Origin of the sequence: Rhodococcus jostii NBRC 16295, assembly GCF_001894825.1 — a bacterium.
GTDB classification, from domain to species: Bacteria; Actinomycetota; Actinomycetes; order Mycobacteriales; family Mycobacteriaceae; genus Rhodococcus_F; species Rhodococcus_F jostii.
Genome location: NZ_BCWY01000056.1, coordinates 19,281 through 35,264, shown reverse-complemented (window position 1 = coordinate 35,264; position 15,984 = coordinate 19,281). Strand labels below are relative to the sequence as shown.

Annotated in this window: 14 protein-coding genes; 11 read left to right on the top strand and 3 right to left on the bottom strand. The window is 67.6% G+C overall.

From position 1 onward, the window contains the following. Positions 1-99: 99 nt before the first annotated feature. Complete coding sequence (locus tag RJ1_RS29260; protein WP_073366011.1) at positions 100-1,122, bottom strand: FAD-dependent oxidoreductase; 1,023 nt, start codon at positions 1,120-1,122, stop codon at positions 100-102. 53 nt (positions 1,123-1,175) lie between these two features. Here RJ1_RS29260 and RJ1_RS29255 point away from each other — a divergent pair, with 53 nt between their 5' ends. From RJ1_RS29255 to RJ1_RS29230, 5 genes are all read left to right on the top strand, one after another. Further along, positions 1,176-1,724 carry a TetR/AcrR family transcriptional regulator gene (locus tag RJ1_RS29255; RefSeq protein ID WP_073366010.1) on the top strand — a complete coding sequence of 183 codons (549 nt, stop codon included), beginning with the start codon at positions 1,176-1,178 and terminating at the stop codon, positions 1,722-1,724. A gap of 306 nt (positions 1,725-2,030) precedes the next feature. Beyond that, a complete protein-coding gene (gltB, locus tag RJ1_RS29245; RefSeq protein WP_073366008.1) occupies positions 2,031-6,629 on the top strand; it encodes a glutamate synthase large subunit in 4,599 nt (1,532 codons plus the stop codon). Next, positions 6,622-8,073, top strand: a complete 1,452-nt coding sequence (locus RJ1_RS29240) for a glutamate synthase subunit beta (protein WP_073366007.1) — start codon at positions 6,622-6,624, stop codon at positions 8,071-8,073. The genes gltB and RJ1_RS29240 overlap by 8 nt, the downstream gene beginning before the upstream one ends. A 182-nt stretch (positions 8,074-8,255) precedes the next feature. Further along, positions 8,256-9,170: a cutinase family protein gene (locus tag RJ1_RS29235; RefSeq protein ID WP_073366006.1), complete on the top strand. Its 915-nt coding sequence runs from the start codon at positions 8,256-8,258 to the stop codon at positions 9,168-9,170. 22 nt (positions 9,171-9,192) lie between these two features. After that, positions 9,193-9,642, top strand: a complete 450-nt coding sequence (locus tag RJ1_RS29230; protein WP_073366005.1) for an acyl-CoA thioesterase — start codon at positions 9,193-9,195, stop codon at positions 9,640-9,642. 32 nt (positions 9,643-9,674) lie between these two features. Here the strand turns inward: RJ1_RS29230 and RJ1_RS29225 are convergent, their stop codons facing one another. Beyond that, the gene (locus tag RJ1_RS29225; protein WP_073366004.1) at positions 9,675-10,340 is read right to left on the bottom strand and encodes a TetR/AcrR family transcriptional regulator; all 666 of its coding nucleotides are present in this window, start codon (positions 10,338-10,340) and stop codon (positions 9,675-9,677) included. A 117-nt stretch (positions 10,341-10,457) separates the two neighbouring features. Between RJ1_RS29225 and RJ1_RS29220 the strand changes: the two genes are divergently transcribed. Together RJ1_RS29220 and RJ1_RS29215 are read left to right on the top strand one after the other, a co-directional pair. Then, positions 10,458-10,892 (top strand): SRPBCC family protein, encoded by a 435-nt coding sequence (locus tag RJ1_RS29220; RefSeq protein ID WP_073366003.1) that lies wholly within the window; start codon positions 10,458-10,460, stop codon positions 10,890-10,892. 1 nt (position 10,893) lies between these two features. After that, positions 10,894-11,733 carry an SDR family oxidoreductase gene (locus RJ1_RS29215; protein WP_073366002.1) on the top strand — a complete coding sequence of 280 codons (840 nt, stop codon included), beginning with the start codon at positions 10,894-10,896 and terminating at the stop codon, positions 11,731-11,733. Between the two features lie 3 nt (positions 11,734-11,736). On the opposite strand, the gene RJ1_RS29210 is transcribed toward RJ1_RS29215, so the two are convergent. Further along, on the bottom strand, positions 11,737-12,645 hold the full coding sequence (locus RJ1_RS29210; protein ID WP_073366001.1) for an SDR family NAD(P)-dependent oxidoreductase: 909 nt from the start codon (positions 12,643-12,645) through the stop codon (positions 11,737-11,739). 31 nt (positions 12,646-12,676) lie between these two features. On the opposite strand from RJ1_RS29210, the gene RJ1_RS29205 reads away from it, so the two are divergent. The 4 genes from RJ1_RS29205 to RJ1_RS29190 all read left to right on the top strand — a co-directional run bounded on the left by RJ1_RS29205 (position 12,677) and on the right by RJ1_RS29190 (position 15,910). Continuing rightward, on the top strand, positions 12,677-13,174 hold the full coding sequence (locus RJ1_RS29205; protein WP_073366000.1) for a hypothetical protein: 498 nt from the start codon (positions 12,677-12,679) through the stop codon (positions 13,172-13,174). A gap of 61 nt (positions 13,175-13,235) precedes the next feature. Beyond that, positions 13,236-13,529 carry a putative quinol monooxygenase gene (locus tag RJ1_RS29200; RefSeq protein WP_073365999.1) on the top strand — a complete coding sequence of 98 codons (294 nt, stop codon included), beginning with the start codon at positions 13,236-13,238 and terminating at the stop codon, positions 13,527-13,529. Positions 13,530-13,540: 11 nt separating this feature from the next. Continuing rightward, positions 13,541-14,227, top strand: coding sequence for a dienelactone hydrolase family protein (locus tag RJ1_RS29195; RefSeq protein WP_073365998.1), 687 nt, complete (start codon positions 13,541-13,543; stop codon positions 14,225-14,227). 222 nt (positions 14,228-14,449) lie between these two features. Beyond that, positions 14,450-15,910, top strand: coding sequence for a DUF7159 family protein (locus tag RJ1_RS29190; protein WP_174695033.1), 1,461 nt, complete (start codon positions 14,450-14,452; stop codon positions 15,908-15,910). Positions 15,911-15,984: the final 74 nt, after the last annotated feature.

The following is a 15,984-nucleotide window of genomic DNA, read 5'->3' as shown; positions in this document are numbered from 1 at the left end:
CGTCGTCCACCGCCCCCATGACCGCCCCCGGTTCTTTCTCGTCCCCCTACCGCGGCAAATTACCAGACGGGCAAGCGTTCCCGCGCACCCGGATTCCCGTCATGCCAGGCCCGCGGCCAGCTTCACCGACAGATCGCGCAGCGGACGGAGACGGCCGGTCATCGCGACGGACGACATGGCGCGCGATCCACGCACCAGCCGGCGGGTCGCCGGTCGCCGTGCGCGGTCGTAGCGGCGCAGCGCCGCGTGAATGTCGGTGTCGGCGGTGAGGAATCGGCCGAGAGCGACGGCGTCGACGAGGGCCTCGCAGGCGCCCCGGCCGAGGTTCGGCGCCATCGCGTGGGCGGCGTCGCCGAGCAGGGCCGTATTGCCCGACACGTACGACGGGAGGGCGGGCGAGTCGTACAGGTCGTGGTGAAGCAGGGCCTCGGGGGTGGCGGCGTCCAGTACCGCGCGGACGTCGGCGTGCCAGTTCCCGAACCGGGACCGGAGGTAGTCGAGGCCGCCGGGGTGACCGGCGTCGGTGCGGACGCACGCGAACCAGTTGACGAGGTCGCCGTCGCGCGGTGTGATGCCGAAAAGTGCGTCCGCGTCCCAGGTTTCGCTGACGGTGTCGCGGTGTCCGGGTACCCAGCCGCGCCACGCGGTTGCACCTATATATACGGGCTCGAATTTCTCGCCGAACAGTTGCCGGCGGGTGGGGCTGCGCAGACCGTCCGCACCGATCACGACGTCGTGGTCCGTCAGCGTGTCGAGGGGGGGTGCGGGCGTGCCGAACGAGATCGTTCCGTCGGGCAGGGTCTCGGCGAGCGTGGCCAGCAGCGCCGGCCGCGACAGCAGGTAGGCGGTACGGTCGCGGCTGTCGACGGTGCCGATCACGGACCCGTCGGGACGCAGGAACGACCCGCGGTGCTGCGGTGATCCCAGCCTGCGTACGCGATCGCCGGCGCCGATCGCGTCCAGAGCGTCGAGGGCTTGTGGCCACATCCCGAGCGCGGTGCCGGAGGTGGGCAGGCTGTCGGCGCGCTCGAAGACCTCGACGTGCCATCCGGCGCGGGACAGGTGGCGGGCGACGGCGAGCCCGCCGATGCCACCGCCGAGGACTGCTGCGGACTGTGTCATGACTCGACCGTACTACGCCTGTAGTGAAATCACTACCGTTGTAGTGTCGGGGTATGTCGGGAAAACGGGAGCCGGTGCTCGACGCGGCCATCGCGCTGCTCGGTACGAAGGGCATGCGCGCCCTCACGCATCGCGGGGTCGACGAGCTGGCGGGGATGCCGCAGGGGTCCACGTCCAACTACTTCCGCAGTCGCGGGGCGCTCCTCGAGGCGATCGTCACACGCCTCGTCGAACGTGACCGGGAGGACTGGCAGACGTTCGCGCACCTCCGGCCCGAAAACGCGGATGCGCTGGTCGAGGCTCTGGTCGCCTTCGTGAAATTCTCCACTGGTCCGGACCGGGCGCGCACGAGCGCCCGCTACGCACTGTTCGTGGAGGCGTCCGTGACGCCGGGCCTCGACGCCAAGATCGGTGTTGCGCGCCGCGCGCTCGTAGAATGGGGCGCGGACATGCTGGAACTCGTGGGATCGAGAAACCCCGCTGCCGACGCCGTCGTCGTCACCGACTACCTGGACGGTGTAATCCTTCACCAACTCACCGTCCCGGATCTCGATTTCGATCCGACTGTGGGAATTACAGCGGTGCTCGGCGCGCTCACTTAACATGTACTCAGTGCAGTCGGACGAGGTCCGCCCTCGACAATGCCCAGTTCAGAGGGTGAATAGGCCAACCTAAGTTGTGTTTCGTCAGGGGTTCTGAATTATCGTTTTCGTTACACGTTGGACCCACGAAAGTCCGACCCGACCGAAAAGCCACGTCGCCCGGTGCGAGGACCACACCCAGCGTGCCGCAAAAGGGCGATAGCCGATCGGTGGTGCCGATCACATCGTGACGGCACCTGCATTGCAAGTTGATGGCCATCAGCGCTGCTGGTCGTCGGTGCATCTTTTGGCATACGAAGGCTAGGTATGAAGCAACTTCCAGGCCCCCAGGGGCTGTATCACCCGTCGAACGAGCACGACTCCTGTGGTGTCGCGTTCGTCGTGGACATGAAGGGCCGCCGCAGCAGGGACATCGTCGAGAAGGCGATCACCGCGCTGGTGAACCTCGAGCACCGTGGTGCCGCGGGCTCCGAACCCAACACGGGTGACGGCGCGGGCATCCTCCTCCAGGTCCCGGACAAGTTCTTCCGCGCCGTGGTCGACTTCCCGCTGCCCGCAGCAGGCACCTACGCGACCGGCATCGCATTCCTGCCGCAGAGCAAGGCCGACGCGCAGCGCGCGGCCGACGCCGTCGAGAAGATCGTCGAGAGCGAGGGCCTGAAGGTCCTCGGCTGGCGCGAGGTCGCGACCGACGACTCGTCGCTCGGCGCCCTGGCCCGCGACGCGATGCCGACGTTCCGCCAGATCTTCATCGGCAGCGAGAACGACGCCCTCACCGGACTCGACCTCGAGCGCCGCGCGTACGTCATCCGTAAGCGCACCGAGCACGAGCTGGGCAGCGAAGGCGCCGGCAAGGACGGCCCCGGTCGCGAGACCGTGTACTTCCCGAGCCTGTCGAGCCAGACGTTCGTCTACAAGGGCATGCTCACCACCCCCCAGCTCAAGGGTTTCTACCTGGACCTGCAGGACGAGCGTGTCGAGTCGGCCCTCGGCCTCGTGCACTCGCGCTTCTCCACCAACACATTCCCCTCGTGGCCGCTGGCGCACCCGTTCCGGCGGGTGGCGCACAACGGTGAGATCAACACCGTCACCGGTAACGAGAACTGGATGCGTGCCCGTGAGGCGCTCATCGACAGCGACATCTTCGGCGGTCGCGAGCAGCTCGAGAAGATTTTCCCGGTCTGCACCAACGGTGCCAGCGACACCGCGCGCTTCGACGAGGTGCTCGAGATGCTGCACCTCGGTGGCCGCAGCCTGCCGCACGCCGTGCTGATGATGATCCCGGAGGCCTGGGAACGGCACGAGAGCATGGACCCCGCACGCCGGGCGTTCTACCAGTACCACTCCTCGCTGATGGAGCCGTGGGACGGACCGGCGTCGGTGTGCTTCACCGACGGCACCGTCATCGGCGCCGTCCTGGACCGCAACGGCCTGCGCCCCTCACGCCTGTGGGTGACCGACGACGGCCTCGTCGTCATGGCCTCCGAGGTCGGCGTCCTGCCGATCGACCCCGCCACCGTCGTGAAGAAGATCCGGCTGCAGCCCGGCCGCATGTTCCTCGTCGACACCGCCGAGGGTCGCATCATCAGCGACGACGAGATCAAGTCGGAACTGGCCGCCGAGCACCCCTACCAGGAGTGGCTCGACCAGGGTCTGACCCACATGGACGACCTGCCGGACCGCCCGTACACGTACATGTCGCACGAGCGCGTCGTGCTGCGTCAGCAGATGTTCGGGTACACCAACGAAGAGGTCAACCTCCTCGTCAAGCCGATGGCGCTCTCCGGTGCCGAGGCTCTCGGCTCCATGGGTACCGACACCCCGATCGCCGTGCTGTCCGCGCGGTCGCGGATGCTGTTCGACTACTTCTCGCAGCTGTTCGCGCAGGTCACGAACCCGCCGCTCGACGCCATCCGCGAGGAGGTCGTCACCAGCCTCGGCGGCACCATCGGGCCCGAGCACGACCTGCTGCACCCCACCGCGGAGTCCTGCCGGCAGATCTTCCTGCCGCAGCCGATCCTGCACAACGACGACCTGTCGAAGCTCATTCACGTCAACGACGACGGCGAATTCCCGAACTTCCGCAGCGTCATCGTCCGCGGTCTGTACCCGGTGGCAGAGGGCGGAGCGGGCCTGCGCAAGGCCCTCGACGACGTCCGCTACCAGGTGTCGGAGGCCATCGCCGGCGGTGCGCGCCTCGTCGTCCTGTCCGACCGTGAGTCGAACGAGACGTACGCGCCCATCCCGTCGCTGCTGCTGACGTCGGCCGTGCACCACCACCTGGTGCGCGAGAAGACCCGTACGAAGGTCGGACTCATCGTGGAGTCCGGCGACGCCCGCGAGGTGCACCACATGGCGCTCCTGATCGGGTTCGGTGCGGCCGCGGTCAACCCGTACATGGCATTCGAGACCGTCGACGAGGCGGTGCAGAACAACGAACTGCAGGGTGTCACGCTCGACAAGGCCATCCAGAACTACATCAAGGCCGCCGGCAAGGGTGTGCTCAAGGTGATGTCCAAGATGGGCATCTCCACCCTCGCGTCCTACACCGGCGCCCAGCTGTTCCAGGTCATCGGCCTGTCGCAGGAACTGGTGGACGAGTACTTCACTGGGCTCAACTCGAGCCTCGGCGGAATCGGTCTCGACGAGATCGCCGCCGACGTCGCGGTCCGGCACGCCAGCGCGTACCTGGACCGTCCCGAGGAGCGCGCGCACCGCGAGCTCGAGGTGGGCGGCGAGTACCAGTGGCGTCGTGAGGGCGAGTACCACCTGTTCAACCCGGACACGGTGTTCAAGCTGCAGCACTCCACCCGCACCGGGCAGTACGAGGTGTTCAAGGAGTACACGAAGCTGGTCGACGACCAGTCCGAGCGCCTCGCGGCGTTGCGCGGCCTCTTCGAGTTCAAGAAGGGCGTGCGCGAGCCCGTCCCGCTGGACGAGGTCGAGCCCGCCACCGAGATCGTCAAGCGCTTCTCGACCGGTGCGATGAGCTACGGCTCCATCTCCGCGGAGGCGCACGAGACCCTCGCCATCGCCATGAACCGCCTCGGCGGTCGCTCCAACTCCGGTGAGGGCGGCGAGAACCCGGCCCGCTTCACCCCGGACGAGAACGGAGACTGGCGGCGGTCGGCGATCAAGCAGGTCGCGTCGGGACGCTTCGGTGTCACGTCGCACTACCTGACCAACTGCACCGACATCCAGATCAAGATGGCGCAGGGAGCCAAGCCCGGTGAGGGCGGCCAGCTGCCGGCGCACAAGGTGTACCCGTGGGTGGCCGAGGTTCGGCACTCCACGCCCGGCGTCGGGCTGATCTCGCCGCCGCCGCACCACGACATCTATTCGATCGAGGATCTCGCGCAGCTGATCCACGACCTGAAGAACGCCAACCCGCAGGCCCGGATCCACGTGAAGCTGGTGTCCGAGGTCGGTGTCGGCACCGTCGCCGCGGGTGTGTCCAAGGCACACGCGGACGTCGTGCTGATCTCCGGTCACGACGGTGGCACCGGCGCCACCCCGCTGACGTCGATGAAGCACGCGGGCGCCCCGTGGGAGCTCGGCCTCGCCGAGACCCAGCAGACGCTGCTGCTCAACGGTCTGCGCGACCGCATCGTCGTGCAGGTGGACGGTCAGCTCAAGACGGGCCGCGACGTCATGGTCGCCGCGCTACTCGGTGGCGAGGAGTTCGGTTTCGCGACCGCTCCGCTGGTGGTGTCGGGTTGCATCATGATGCGGGTCTGCCACCTCGACACCTGCCCCGTGGGTGTCGCGACGCAGAACCCGGTGCTGCGCAAGCGGTTCAGCGGTAAGCCGGAGTTCGTGGAGAACTTCTTCCTCTTCATCGCCGAAGAGGTGCGCGAGCTCCTGGCCGAGCTCGGCTTCCGCACCCTCGACGAGGCCGTCGGCCAGGTCGACGTCCTCGACACCACGAAGGCGCTCGAGCACTGGAAGGGCAGCAAGGCCGGCAACCTCGACCTGTCGCCGATCCTGCACGAGACCGAGTCGGCGTTCATGGACCAGGACCTGTACTGCACGGGCACCCAGGACCACGGCCTCGACAAGGCGCTCGACCAGCAGCTGATCGTCCAGAGCCGCAACGCTCTCGACAAGGGTCAGCAGGTCACGTTCGAGTCGCCGATCACCAACGTCAACCGCACGGTCGGCACCATGCTCGGCCACGAGGTGACCAAGGCGTACGGCGGTGACGGCCTGCCGGACAACACCATCGACATCACGTTCACCGGTTCGGCCGGTAACAGCTTCGGTGCGTTCGTCCCCAAGGGCATGACCCTGCGCCTGCACGGCGACGCCAACGACTTCGTCGGCAAGGGCCTGTCCGGTGGACGCCTCGTGGTGCGGCCGCCGCTGGAGACCGCACCCGGGTTCGTCGCCGAGGACAACATCATCGGCGGCAACGTGATCCTGTTCGGTGCCACGAGCGGTGAGGCGCTGCTCCGCGGTGTCGTGGGCGAGCGATTCGCGGTCCGCAACTCCGGTGCCACCGCGGTGGTCGAGGGAGTCGGCGACCACGGTTGCGAGTACATGACCGGCGGAAAGGTCGTCATTCTCGGTGCGACGGGACGTAACTTCGGTGCCGGCATGTCCGGTGGCGTCGCGTACGTCTACAACCCGGACAAGGTGTTCGAGGACAACCTCAACACGGAACTGGTGGATCTCGAGGACCTGACGGGTGACGACTTCACCTGGCTGAAGTCCGCCATCGAGCGTCACCGCGACGAGACGGGCTCCGAGGTTGCCGCGCGCATCCTGTCCGACTGGTCGCAGCAGGTCAATCACTTCGCGAAGGTGATGCCCCGCGATTACAAGAAGGTGCTCCTGGCCATCGAGGCCGCGAAGAAGGATGGAAAGAACGTGGACGAGGCAGTGATGGAGGCAGCTCGTGGGTGATCCAAGCGGCTTCCTGAAGCACACGTCGCGCGAACTTCCGGTTCGCCGGCCGGTGCCGTTGCGTCTGCTCGACTGGAACGAGGTGTACGAGGAGTTCTCGTCGGACACTCTGAAGACTCAGGCCAGCCGGTGCATGGACTGCGGTATCCCGTTCTGCCACAACGGTTGTCCGCTGGGGAACCTGATTCCCGAGTGGAACGACCTGGTCTACAAGGACCGGTGGCACGACGGCATCGAGCGTCTGCACGCGACCAACAACTTCCCGGAGTTCACCGGGCGGCTGTGCCCCGCACCCTGTGAGGCGTCGTGTGTCCTGGGCATCAACCAGGACCCGGTCACCATCAAGCAGGTCGAGGTCGAGCTCATCGACCGCGCCTTCGACGAGGGCTGGGTCAAGCCGGTGCACCCGACCCGTTCGACGGGCAAGAAGGTCGCCGTCGTCGGTTCCGGACCCGCGGGTCTCGCTGCAGCGCAGCAGCTGACCCGCGCCGGCCACATGGTGACCGTGTTCGAGCGGGCCGACCGCATCGGCGGGCTCCTCCGGTACGGCATCCCCGAGTTCAAGATGGAGAAGCGGCACATCGACCGCCGTCTGGACCAGATGAACTCCGAGGGCACCGTCTTCAAGACGGGTGTCAACGTGGGCGTCGACATCACCGCGGACGCGCTGCGCGAGCAGTTCGACGCCGTGGTCCTGGCCGGTGGTGCCACCGAGGCCCGCGACCTGCCGATCCCCGGCCGCGAGCTGGACGGCATCCATCAGGCGATGGAGTTCCTGCCGATCGCCAACCGCGTGCAGCTCGGCGACCTGGAGGAGCCGACCATCACCGCGGAGGGCAAGAAGGTCGTCATCATCGGCGGCGGTGACACCGGCGCGGACTGCCTGGGCACCTCGCACCGTCAGGGTGCCGAGAGCGTTCACCAGTTCGAGATCATGCCGAGACCTCCCGAGACCCGCGCCGAGCACACCCCGTGGCCGACGTACCCGCTGATGTACCGGGTCGCGTCCGCGCACGAGGAGGGCGGCGAACGACTCTTCTCCGTGAACACGGAACGGTTCGTCGGTGCCGACGGCAAGGTGACCGCACTGAAGGCCCACGAGGTCGAGATGAAGTCGGGTCGCTTCGAGAAGGTCGAGGGTTCGGACTTCGAGCTCGAGGCCGACCTCGTGCTGCTGGCGATGGGCTTCGTCGGACCCGAGAAGCCGGGCCTGCTCACGGATCTCGGCGTCGACCTCAACGAGCGCGGCAACGTCGCCCGCTCCGCGAAGTGGGCCACCAACGTCGACGGTGTGTTCGTGGCCGGCGACATGGGACGCGGACAGTCGCTGATCGTGTGGGCCATCGCCGAGGGTCGCTCCGCGGCCGCCGCGGTCGATGCGTACCTCGAGGGTGAGTCGGCGCTGCCGTCTCCGATCGCGACCACCACCGCCCCGCAGCGGTAGCTGTAACTGCTCGTACAATCCGCACCCCGGTAGGTTTTCCTACCGGGGTGTCGGTTTATCGTGCGGGGGTCACGTTCGGTCGGTAACGTTCATTTACCGATCGTGCATCTTTAGGTCACGTCGCCCTGGCAGCATCCCGTCTGCGGGACGACGAAGGGGAGAACAGGGTTGAGGCCATGGCAATGAGACGGGTTATCGCATTCTTGACCGCAGTGGCTGCTGCGGCGGCCATCCCGGTTGCGTCGGGTGTGGTGGGTACGAGCGCAGTAGCGAACGCGGACCCCTGCCCGAGCCTGTATGTGGTTGCGATTCCGGGGACGTGGGAAACGTCCACCAAGGACAATGTCAGGCCCACGCCGGGTCTGCTGTCGGCGGTGACGAACGGTCTGCCGTCGTCGATCCGCACCGACTACGTCACGTACGCCGCCACGGCGTTCCCGTGGGAGTCCGAGGTGTACGGGCGCTCGAAGGCGCAAGCGGTCAGCAACGCCGAGGGCATGCTGTCGTCGATGTCGCAGCAGTGCCCCGACACGAAGCTGTCGATCATCGGGTACAGCCAGGGCGCCGACGCCGCGGGTGATCTCGCTGCGGAGATCGGCACCGGCCTCGGTGTCGTCCCCGCCGACAAGATCGCGGCCGTCGGACTCGTCTCCGATCCGCGGCGGTCGCCGACCGACGCCCTCGTCGGACCGGCTGTCGCCGGCAGCGGCGCCGGTGGTCCCCGCATCGGAGGGTTCGGCTGGGTCAGCCAGAACACGCGCACGTTCTGCGCGTACGGCGACCTGTACTGCTCCACGCCGAAGGAAGACTTCGTGACGCGGCTCGCCGGGTTCCTCGCGCAGACGTCGGATCCGACGCCGAACCTGTTCGGTCGCTACCAGCAGGAGGCGCTCGCGATCTGGAACGACATCCTCGCGGTCGGCGGTGTCCCCGCGCTGATGGCTCAGCTGGACGAGCAGTCCAACGAGAAGCGCATCGACGAGTTGGAGCAGTTCTACAAGTCGCAGGCTCACCAGGACTACACCAGCTACGCGGTCGACGGAGCGGGCACGCCCGCCACGACGTGGCTGAGGAACTGGTTGCGCGACATCGCGTGAGTTCCACCGACGGCGGCAGGGGATGATGTCCATCGTGACCGACACCCCTGCCGCCTTCGTCGGCTACGACGCCTTCGTGACCGTCCGATGGTCCGACATGGACGCCTTTCAGCACATCAACCACGCGCGGATGGTGACGTTGCTCGAAGAGGCCCGGATCGACTGGCTGCTCAGCGAGGGCAGCGAGAACTCGTCGCTCATCACGAGCGCGTTCATCGCCGACATCCACGTGAAGTACCGGGCCCAGCTGCGGCATTCCGACAGTCCGCTGCGGATCACCATGTGGATCGCCAAGCACCGGGCCGTCGACTTCACCATCGGCTACGAGGTCCGGGGTGCCCGAGTCGCGCTCACCGACCCGCCGGCCGTCACCGCCACCACTCAGATGGCCGTCGCGGATGTCGACGCCCAGCGGTTACGCCGCATCACCGCCACCGAGCGCGAGTACCTGACCCGCTGGTCCCGCACGTGAGTGCGAATGTGTGCTCCGGCACGCTTTCCCACTCACGTGCGGAGGGCGTCGGGGGCCGGTAGGGGGCTGTCGGGGTCGAGGACGGCCCCGTGCCGGCGCATGGTGGTGTCGACCAACGCCCATGCCCACGCGGCCAGCTGCTCGGTCAGTGCGGCCGCGTCGGTGTCGCCCGGTCGTTCGATCCATTCCGCAGACACGGATTCGACCATCCCGATCAGTGCATTGCCCAGAGGTGTGGCGGTGCCCGGGTCGCCGAGTGCGTCCAGGTAGGGGCGCAGCATGTCGGAGACCGCCGTGCTGATCGCCCGCCGCACCTCCTCGGTCGCGGGGGAGAACGACATCAGGTAGCGGTACAGATTGGCGTGGGTGGTGAGCCAGTCGAGGTGGGTGCGCGCGGCCCGGGTGAGGATGTCGTGGGGCGTGCCCTCGGTGGTGATCACGGGCGCGTATTCGATCAGCATCATCGCGGCGATCCGCCGGGCGACGGCGTTCTTGAGGTCGGCGCTGTCGTCGAAGTGCCGGTAGATGCGGGTCCGTGCGACCTCGGCGTAGACGGCCATCGTCGCGACCGACACGTCGGGGCCTTCTTCGGCGATGGCGACGAGGGCCCGTTCGACGAACTCCGAGCGCCGCTTCTCGCGTTGCCCGCGCCAACGGGCAGCGCGCCCGTCACCTGCATCTTGCTGGGGGTTTGTCATCGAATCGAATCGTAGTCTTCCCTGTCGCGGCGTTTCCGTATAGCGTCTCCAGTATGCGGTACACCGATGTACCACACACATTTGCCGCTCGGACGTCGACACGTTGGGATATCCGCCTTGTCCATTCAGCTCTGCCTGTCCGACCCCCGCAGGTCCGGGCATTCGATGATCGGGTTGCGCAGCACCACGGTGATCGTCGTCCCGCCGGCGATGGCATTCGAGTACCTCAGCGACCCGGAGACGGCGCTGATTCCGGCGTCGTTGCCGTCCCGCGCCCGGGTCACGACGTTCGAGGCCGGACGCCGGCTCGTCGTCGACGCCGACCATGGCGTGCACGCATCGGTCTGGACGTTCGAGGCGCTGAGCCCCGACGAAACGGAGCTCACCGTCGAGTTCCGTTATCACTCTCCCGGCAGGCCCGCCGGACAGCTCCTCGGCGGTGTGGCCGCACCGGTGGTGTGGCAGGCGCTGCGACGCGCACAGGTCGCGGTGAAGGACCGGATCGAAACCCTGTATTACGAGCCCGCCGGCGCCGACCGAAGGAGAGCATGACGTGGGATTCTCGGCCGCGGGCACGACGGTCCTGATCACCGGCGCGGCGATGGGGATGGGACGTCTGTTCGCCCGACTCGCCGCCGCCGACCGTGCGGGCGCGGTGGTGTTGTGGGACATCGATGCCGACGCCCTCGAACGCACGGCGGAGGAACTGCGCGACACAGGGTGTGCCGTCCGCGCGCAGGTCGTCGACGTCGCCGACCTCGAATCCGTCCGCAAGGCGGCCGCCGAGGTACGGAACGAATTCGGGCGTCCCGACGTGCTGGTCAACAACGCCGGTGTGGTGCGCGGCAAGTACTTCTGGGATCACGACCACGAGTCCGACACGAAATTCGTGATGGACGTCAACACGCTCGCGCCGATGTACATCACCAACGAGTTCCTGCCCGCGATGATCGAGGACGGCGGCCGGGACTGCCGCATCCTGAACATCGCGTCGGCGGCGGGAACGGTGGCGACGCCGAGAATGGCCGTGTACGCGGCGTCGAAATGGGCCACCCTGGGCTGGAGTGACTCGCTGCGACTCGAGCTGGTCCAGGCCGGGCACGGTCACGTCAAGGTGACCACAGTGTGCCCCAGCTACATCTCCACCGGCATGTTCGACGGCGTGAAGAATCCTCTGTTCGCGCCGATCCTCAGCCCGGAAGACGTCACGGCCCGGTCGTGGCGGGCGATGACCCGGGGGACGCCGTTGCTGATGCTGCCGCGGTCACTGTATCTGTCGCGGGTGGCGAAAGCCGTGCTGCCGGTGCGTGCCTGGGACCGTCTGGCCGACCGGCTCGGTGTGTACCACAGCATGGACGCCTACACCGGCCGGGTGAAGGCGACCGCCTCCTGAGGGTCAGCCGAGGTCGAAGCGGGCCCCGAGTCGCATGCTGCCCGGGGCGAGGCGGCTCAGCGCACGGCCGAACTTCGCTTCGGGCGTGACGGGAACGACGGCCTTGTTGGACTTGACCGCCTTGACGATCTGCGTCGCCACCCGATCCGGGGTGAAACCGCGTCTGCGATAGAGCTTGTCGGTGCGGTCCCGCTTCTTCGCCTGCTCCTCCGGTGTGGTGCCGGCGAAGTCGGTGGCCTTGACGATGTTGGTGTGCACCAGCCCGGGACAGATGGCGCTGACGCCGATGCCGTGGTTCACCAATTCGGCTCGGAGACAGTCCGACAGCATGAAGACCGCCGCCTTGCTCGTCGCGTACGCGGTGAGTTGCTTTTGCGGGGTGAACGCGGCGGCGGACGACAGGTTGACGATGTGCCCGCCCGTTCCGCGTTCGATCATCTGCTGCGAGAAGGCGCGCGACCCGTAGACGACTCCCCAGAAATTCACATCCATCACCCGCTCGAAATCCTTCTGCGGGGTCTTCGTGAATGTGCCCGAGTATCCGATTCCGGCGTTGTTGACCACGATGTCGGGCGTGCCGTGCTCCGACTGCACCTGCTCCGCGAAACGCTGGACATCGTCCTCCACCGCGACATCCACCTGATAGGCGTGGGAGCCGCCACCGAAGATGGCCACGGCGCCGCCGCCCTTCATCTGAGCGGAGTTGATGAGGTCTGCGGTCTGTTGCGCCGATTCGAGGTCGCGGTCGGCGATCACGACGACCGCGCCTTCGGAGGCGAACGCCAACGCCGTCTCTCGCCCGATCCCGCTGCCCCCGCCGGTGACGACGACGAGTGTGCCGTCGAGGTTCCGCAGGCGGTGATGCTTTCGCGACCCGCTGCGCCAACCCTTGACTTCGCCGAGAAGACTCATGTGACCATCTTGTCCGAGTACGGTCGTTTGTGTGCTGATCTGGTACGTCAGCTATGGATCGAACATGGCGACGACGCGTCTGACCTGCTACCTGCGTGGTGGTTGCCCGGCCGGGGGCAACCTCGTGCACGCCGGCGCCCGCGACGGCAGCGCTCCCCGCGAGTCGATACCGGTCGAGATTCCCGGCTCTGTGTTCTTCGCGGGAGAGTCGCGGATCTGGGGCGGCGGCCGCGCCTTCTACGACCCCGACGCGCCCGGCACCGTCGCGGCCCGCGCCTTCCTGGTGACGCAGGAACAGTTCGAGGACATCCACGCGCAAGAACCCGCCTGCTACGACCGTCTGGTCACGCTCGGGTCCCGCGACGGGGTCCTCATGTGCACGTTCACCACCCGGGCCCGCGGTGACGTCGTCGCCCGGAACGCGCCGGCGCCCGCCTATCTCGCGACCATCGCGGACGGACTCCGGGAGGCGCACGGTTGGGACGAACCGAGAGTCGCCGATTATTTGACGCGACTTCGGGTTTCCTAGCCGACCCAACTGTGCTTACGTGAGACGGGCCACACGAGGTGGCGTTCACGAAAGGGAGTCGATGTCCGATCTGCATGTCGTAGCGACCATTCCTGCCAAGCCCGGCTCCGAGGACACCGTCCGCGACGGACTGTCCGCGCTGGGGGCGGAGAGCCGCAAGGAAGAGGGCTGCATCTCGTACGAGGTGTTCGAATCGACCGCCGTCGCCGGAACCTTCGTCACCGTGGAGGTGTGGACCGGTCAGGAGGCGCTCGACGCGCACATGCAGTCGCCGCACTTCCAGGCTGCGCTCGGCACGTTCGGTGAGCACCTCGCCGGGGCACCGGCAATTCACACGCTGAAGCCGGTTTCCTAGAGTCGTCTTCCGTGACCACACCACTCACCAGCATCACCCCTGAAGGTCCTGTCCGCGGGGGCGTCGTCGTCATCCAGGAAGCGTTCGGTGTCACCGAGCACATCGTCGACGTCTGCCGTCGTTTCGCCGCGGCCGGGTATCACGCCGTCGCGCCGCACCTGTTCCACCGCAGCGGGGATCCGGTGCTGGACTACGACGACCTGCAGGCGGCGATGCCGCTGATGGGTGAGCTCACCGCGGCACATATCGACGAGGACGTCGACGGGGCCGTCGCGGCGCTGTCGGCGGCCTCGATCGACCCGCGGAACACCGCGATCGTCGGGTTCTGCATGGGCGGGACGGTCGCGTTCCAGACTGCCTCGCGCCGCAACCTCGGGGCGGCGGTGTCGTTCTACGGCGGTGGCATCGCGAAGGGACGCTTCGGCTACCCGTCGCAGCTCGATGCCGCCGGGCAGCTCGCGACGCCGTGGCTGGGACTGTTCGGCGACCGCGACAAGGGAATTCCGACGGAGGACGTCGAGGAGTTGCGCGCCGCGGTTGCCGACGCGTCCGTCGACACCGAGATCGTCCGCTATCCGGACGCCGAACACGGCTTCCACTGCGACGACCGGCCCGCGGTGTACAACGAGGCAGCCGCCCGGGATGGGTGGGCGCGAACACTGGAGTGGTTCGACACTCACCTCGCCGCAACCGACTGACGGCATCGCGGCCGGGCGGGCCCAGGCACGAGGTGTACGCCGTCGCCGTGTTTGTCGACCACCAGGACACGTCGCGGCGTGGTGCGGATTCCGTAGGTTGCGGTGTCGAGGTCTCGCACGGAACCCGATGTGCGTCACAGGGGTACGCCCTGAAAGCGTCTGACGTGCCGCCCGGTCTGCTCCATGAGCGCAACCCGTGATCGAACCGTTATAGTCGGCGGCATGACTTCAGTTCTCGGTGTCTCGGTAGGCGCCAGCGCCGTGCGCTTCGCGTGCCACGACGCCGTGAGCCTCGAAACCCCGACCTTCCAATCGCGGTCGGTGACCGCGACACTCGAACGGCCGGCGGAACTGGCTGCCGAATCCATCGGGACGGTGCTCGCCGAGCGCGACGAGATCAACGAAGTGCAGGCCATCGGCGTCGCCTATCAGGACGACGCGCAGGCCGGTGCCGTGCAGGCGGCGATGGCCCGCCTGCAGATCGGCAACTTTCAGATGGTTCCCGAAGTGACGGCCGCGCTCCAGATGCTCGAGATGTCCGGAGAACTCGGCGAACACTCGACGCTCGTGTTCTACGACCTCGGCAGTTCGGGCCTCACCGTCACCGTGGTCGACCGGGACACCGGCATGGTGCTGAGTTCGGCACGCTCGGATCAGATCAGCGGCGACCTCGTCGACCGGCTGATCTGTGACAACCAACTCGAACTGCACCGCTTCGCTCACCCCGCCGACGCGGCAGCCGCGCTCGCGCTCGCCGCGCGGTGCCGCGACGCGAAGGAGCAGCTGTCCACCAACGGCGCGGTGTGCATGCCGGGCGAGGGCGGACTTCTCCTGCTGTCGCAGGACGGTTTCGATTCGCTCATCGTGGGACCCGTCGAAACGTCGGCGCGCCTGACCCGCGAGGTCATTCGCCGCTCGGGGCGCGTCCCCGACGCCGCGGTTCTGATCGGCGGCGGTGCGCACATTCCGCTGGTCACCTCCATCATGGAGTCCTGGCTCGACCTTCCGGTGATCGTGCCCGCCCAGCCCGAGCTGGTGGCGGCCGAGGGCGCGGCCCTGCTGGCCCGCCCGGTGTCCGAGGAGTTCGTCGGCGCGGTGACGCCGCAGCCCGAGCCTGAGCTCGAACCAGAGCCCCAGCCGGAGTTCGAGTCCCAGCCGGCGTCGCTGTCGGACGATGCGCCCGCACCGGCACGCAAGCGCCGTGGTCTCGTCCTCGCCGGCAGTGCCGTGGCCGTGATCGCTGCTGTCGGCCTCGGCCTCGGTGTCGGCACCGACCTCCTGCAGGGTTCGGAGGAGGAGGCCCAGCCGGCCGCCACGCAGTCGAATACGCAGGCGCCGAGCGCGCAGCAAGCAGCGCCGGCGCAGCCCACGACGACCGCGGAAGTACACCCGCCCGCGGAAGCTGAACCGTCCGCGGTCGAGGAGCAGCCGGTGATCCCGCCGCAGACCGAGGTCCGCACCACGTACCAGCCGCAGACGCAGGCGCAGATACAGACGCCGAGTCCGACGCAGGCGCCGGCGGCCGCCGAGACGCCGAGTGCTGTGCCGTCCGATACGTCGGCTCCGTCGGCCACGCCGGAACCTGCCCCGCTCATTCCGGGCATGCCGCAGATTCAGCTGCCGACGATTCCTCCGCCCGCGCCGCTCCCCATGCCGGAGCTTCCCCGGATTCCAGGGCTCTGACCACCAGCTCCATATAACGAAGGCTGATCCCGCGAGGGGTCAACGCGCCGTTCGTGACCAAACCGTTATAGTTG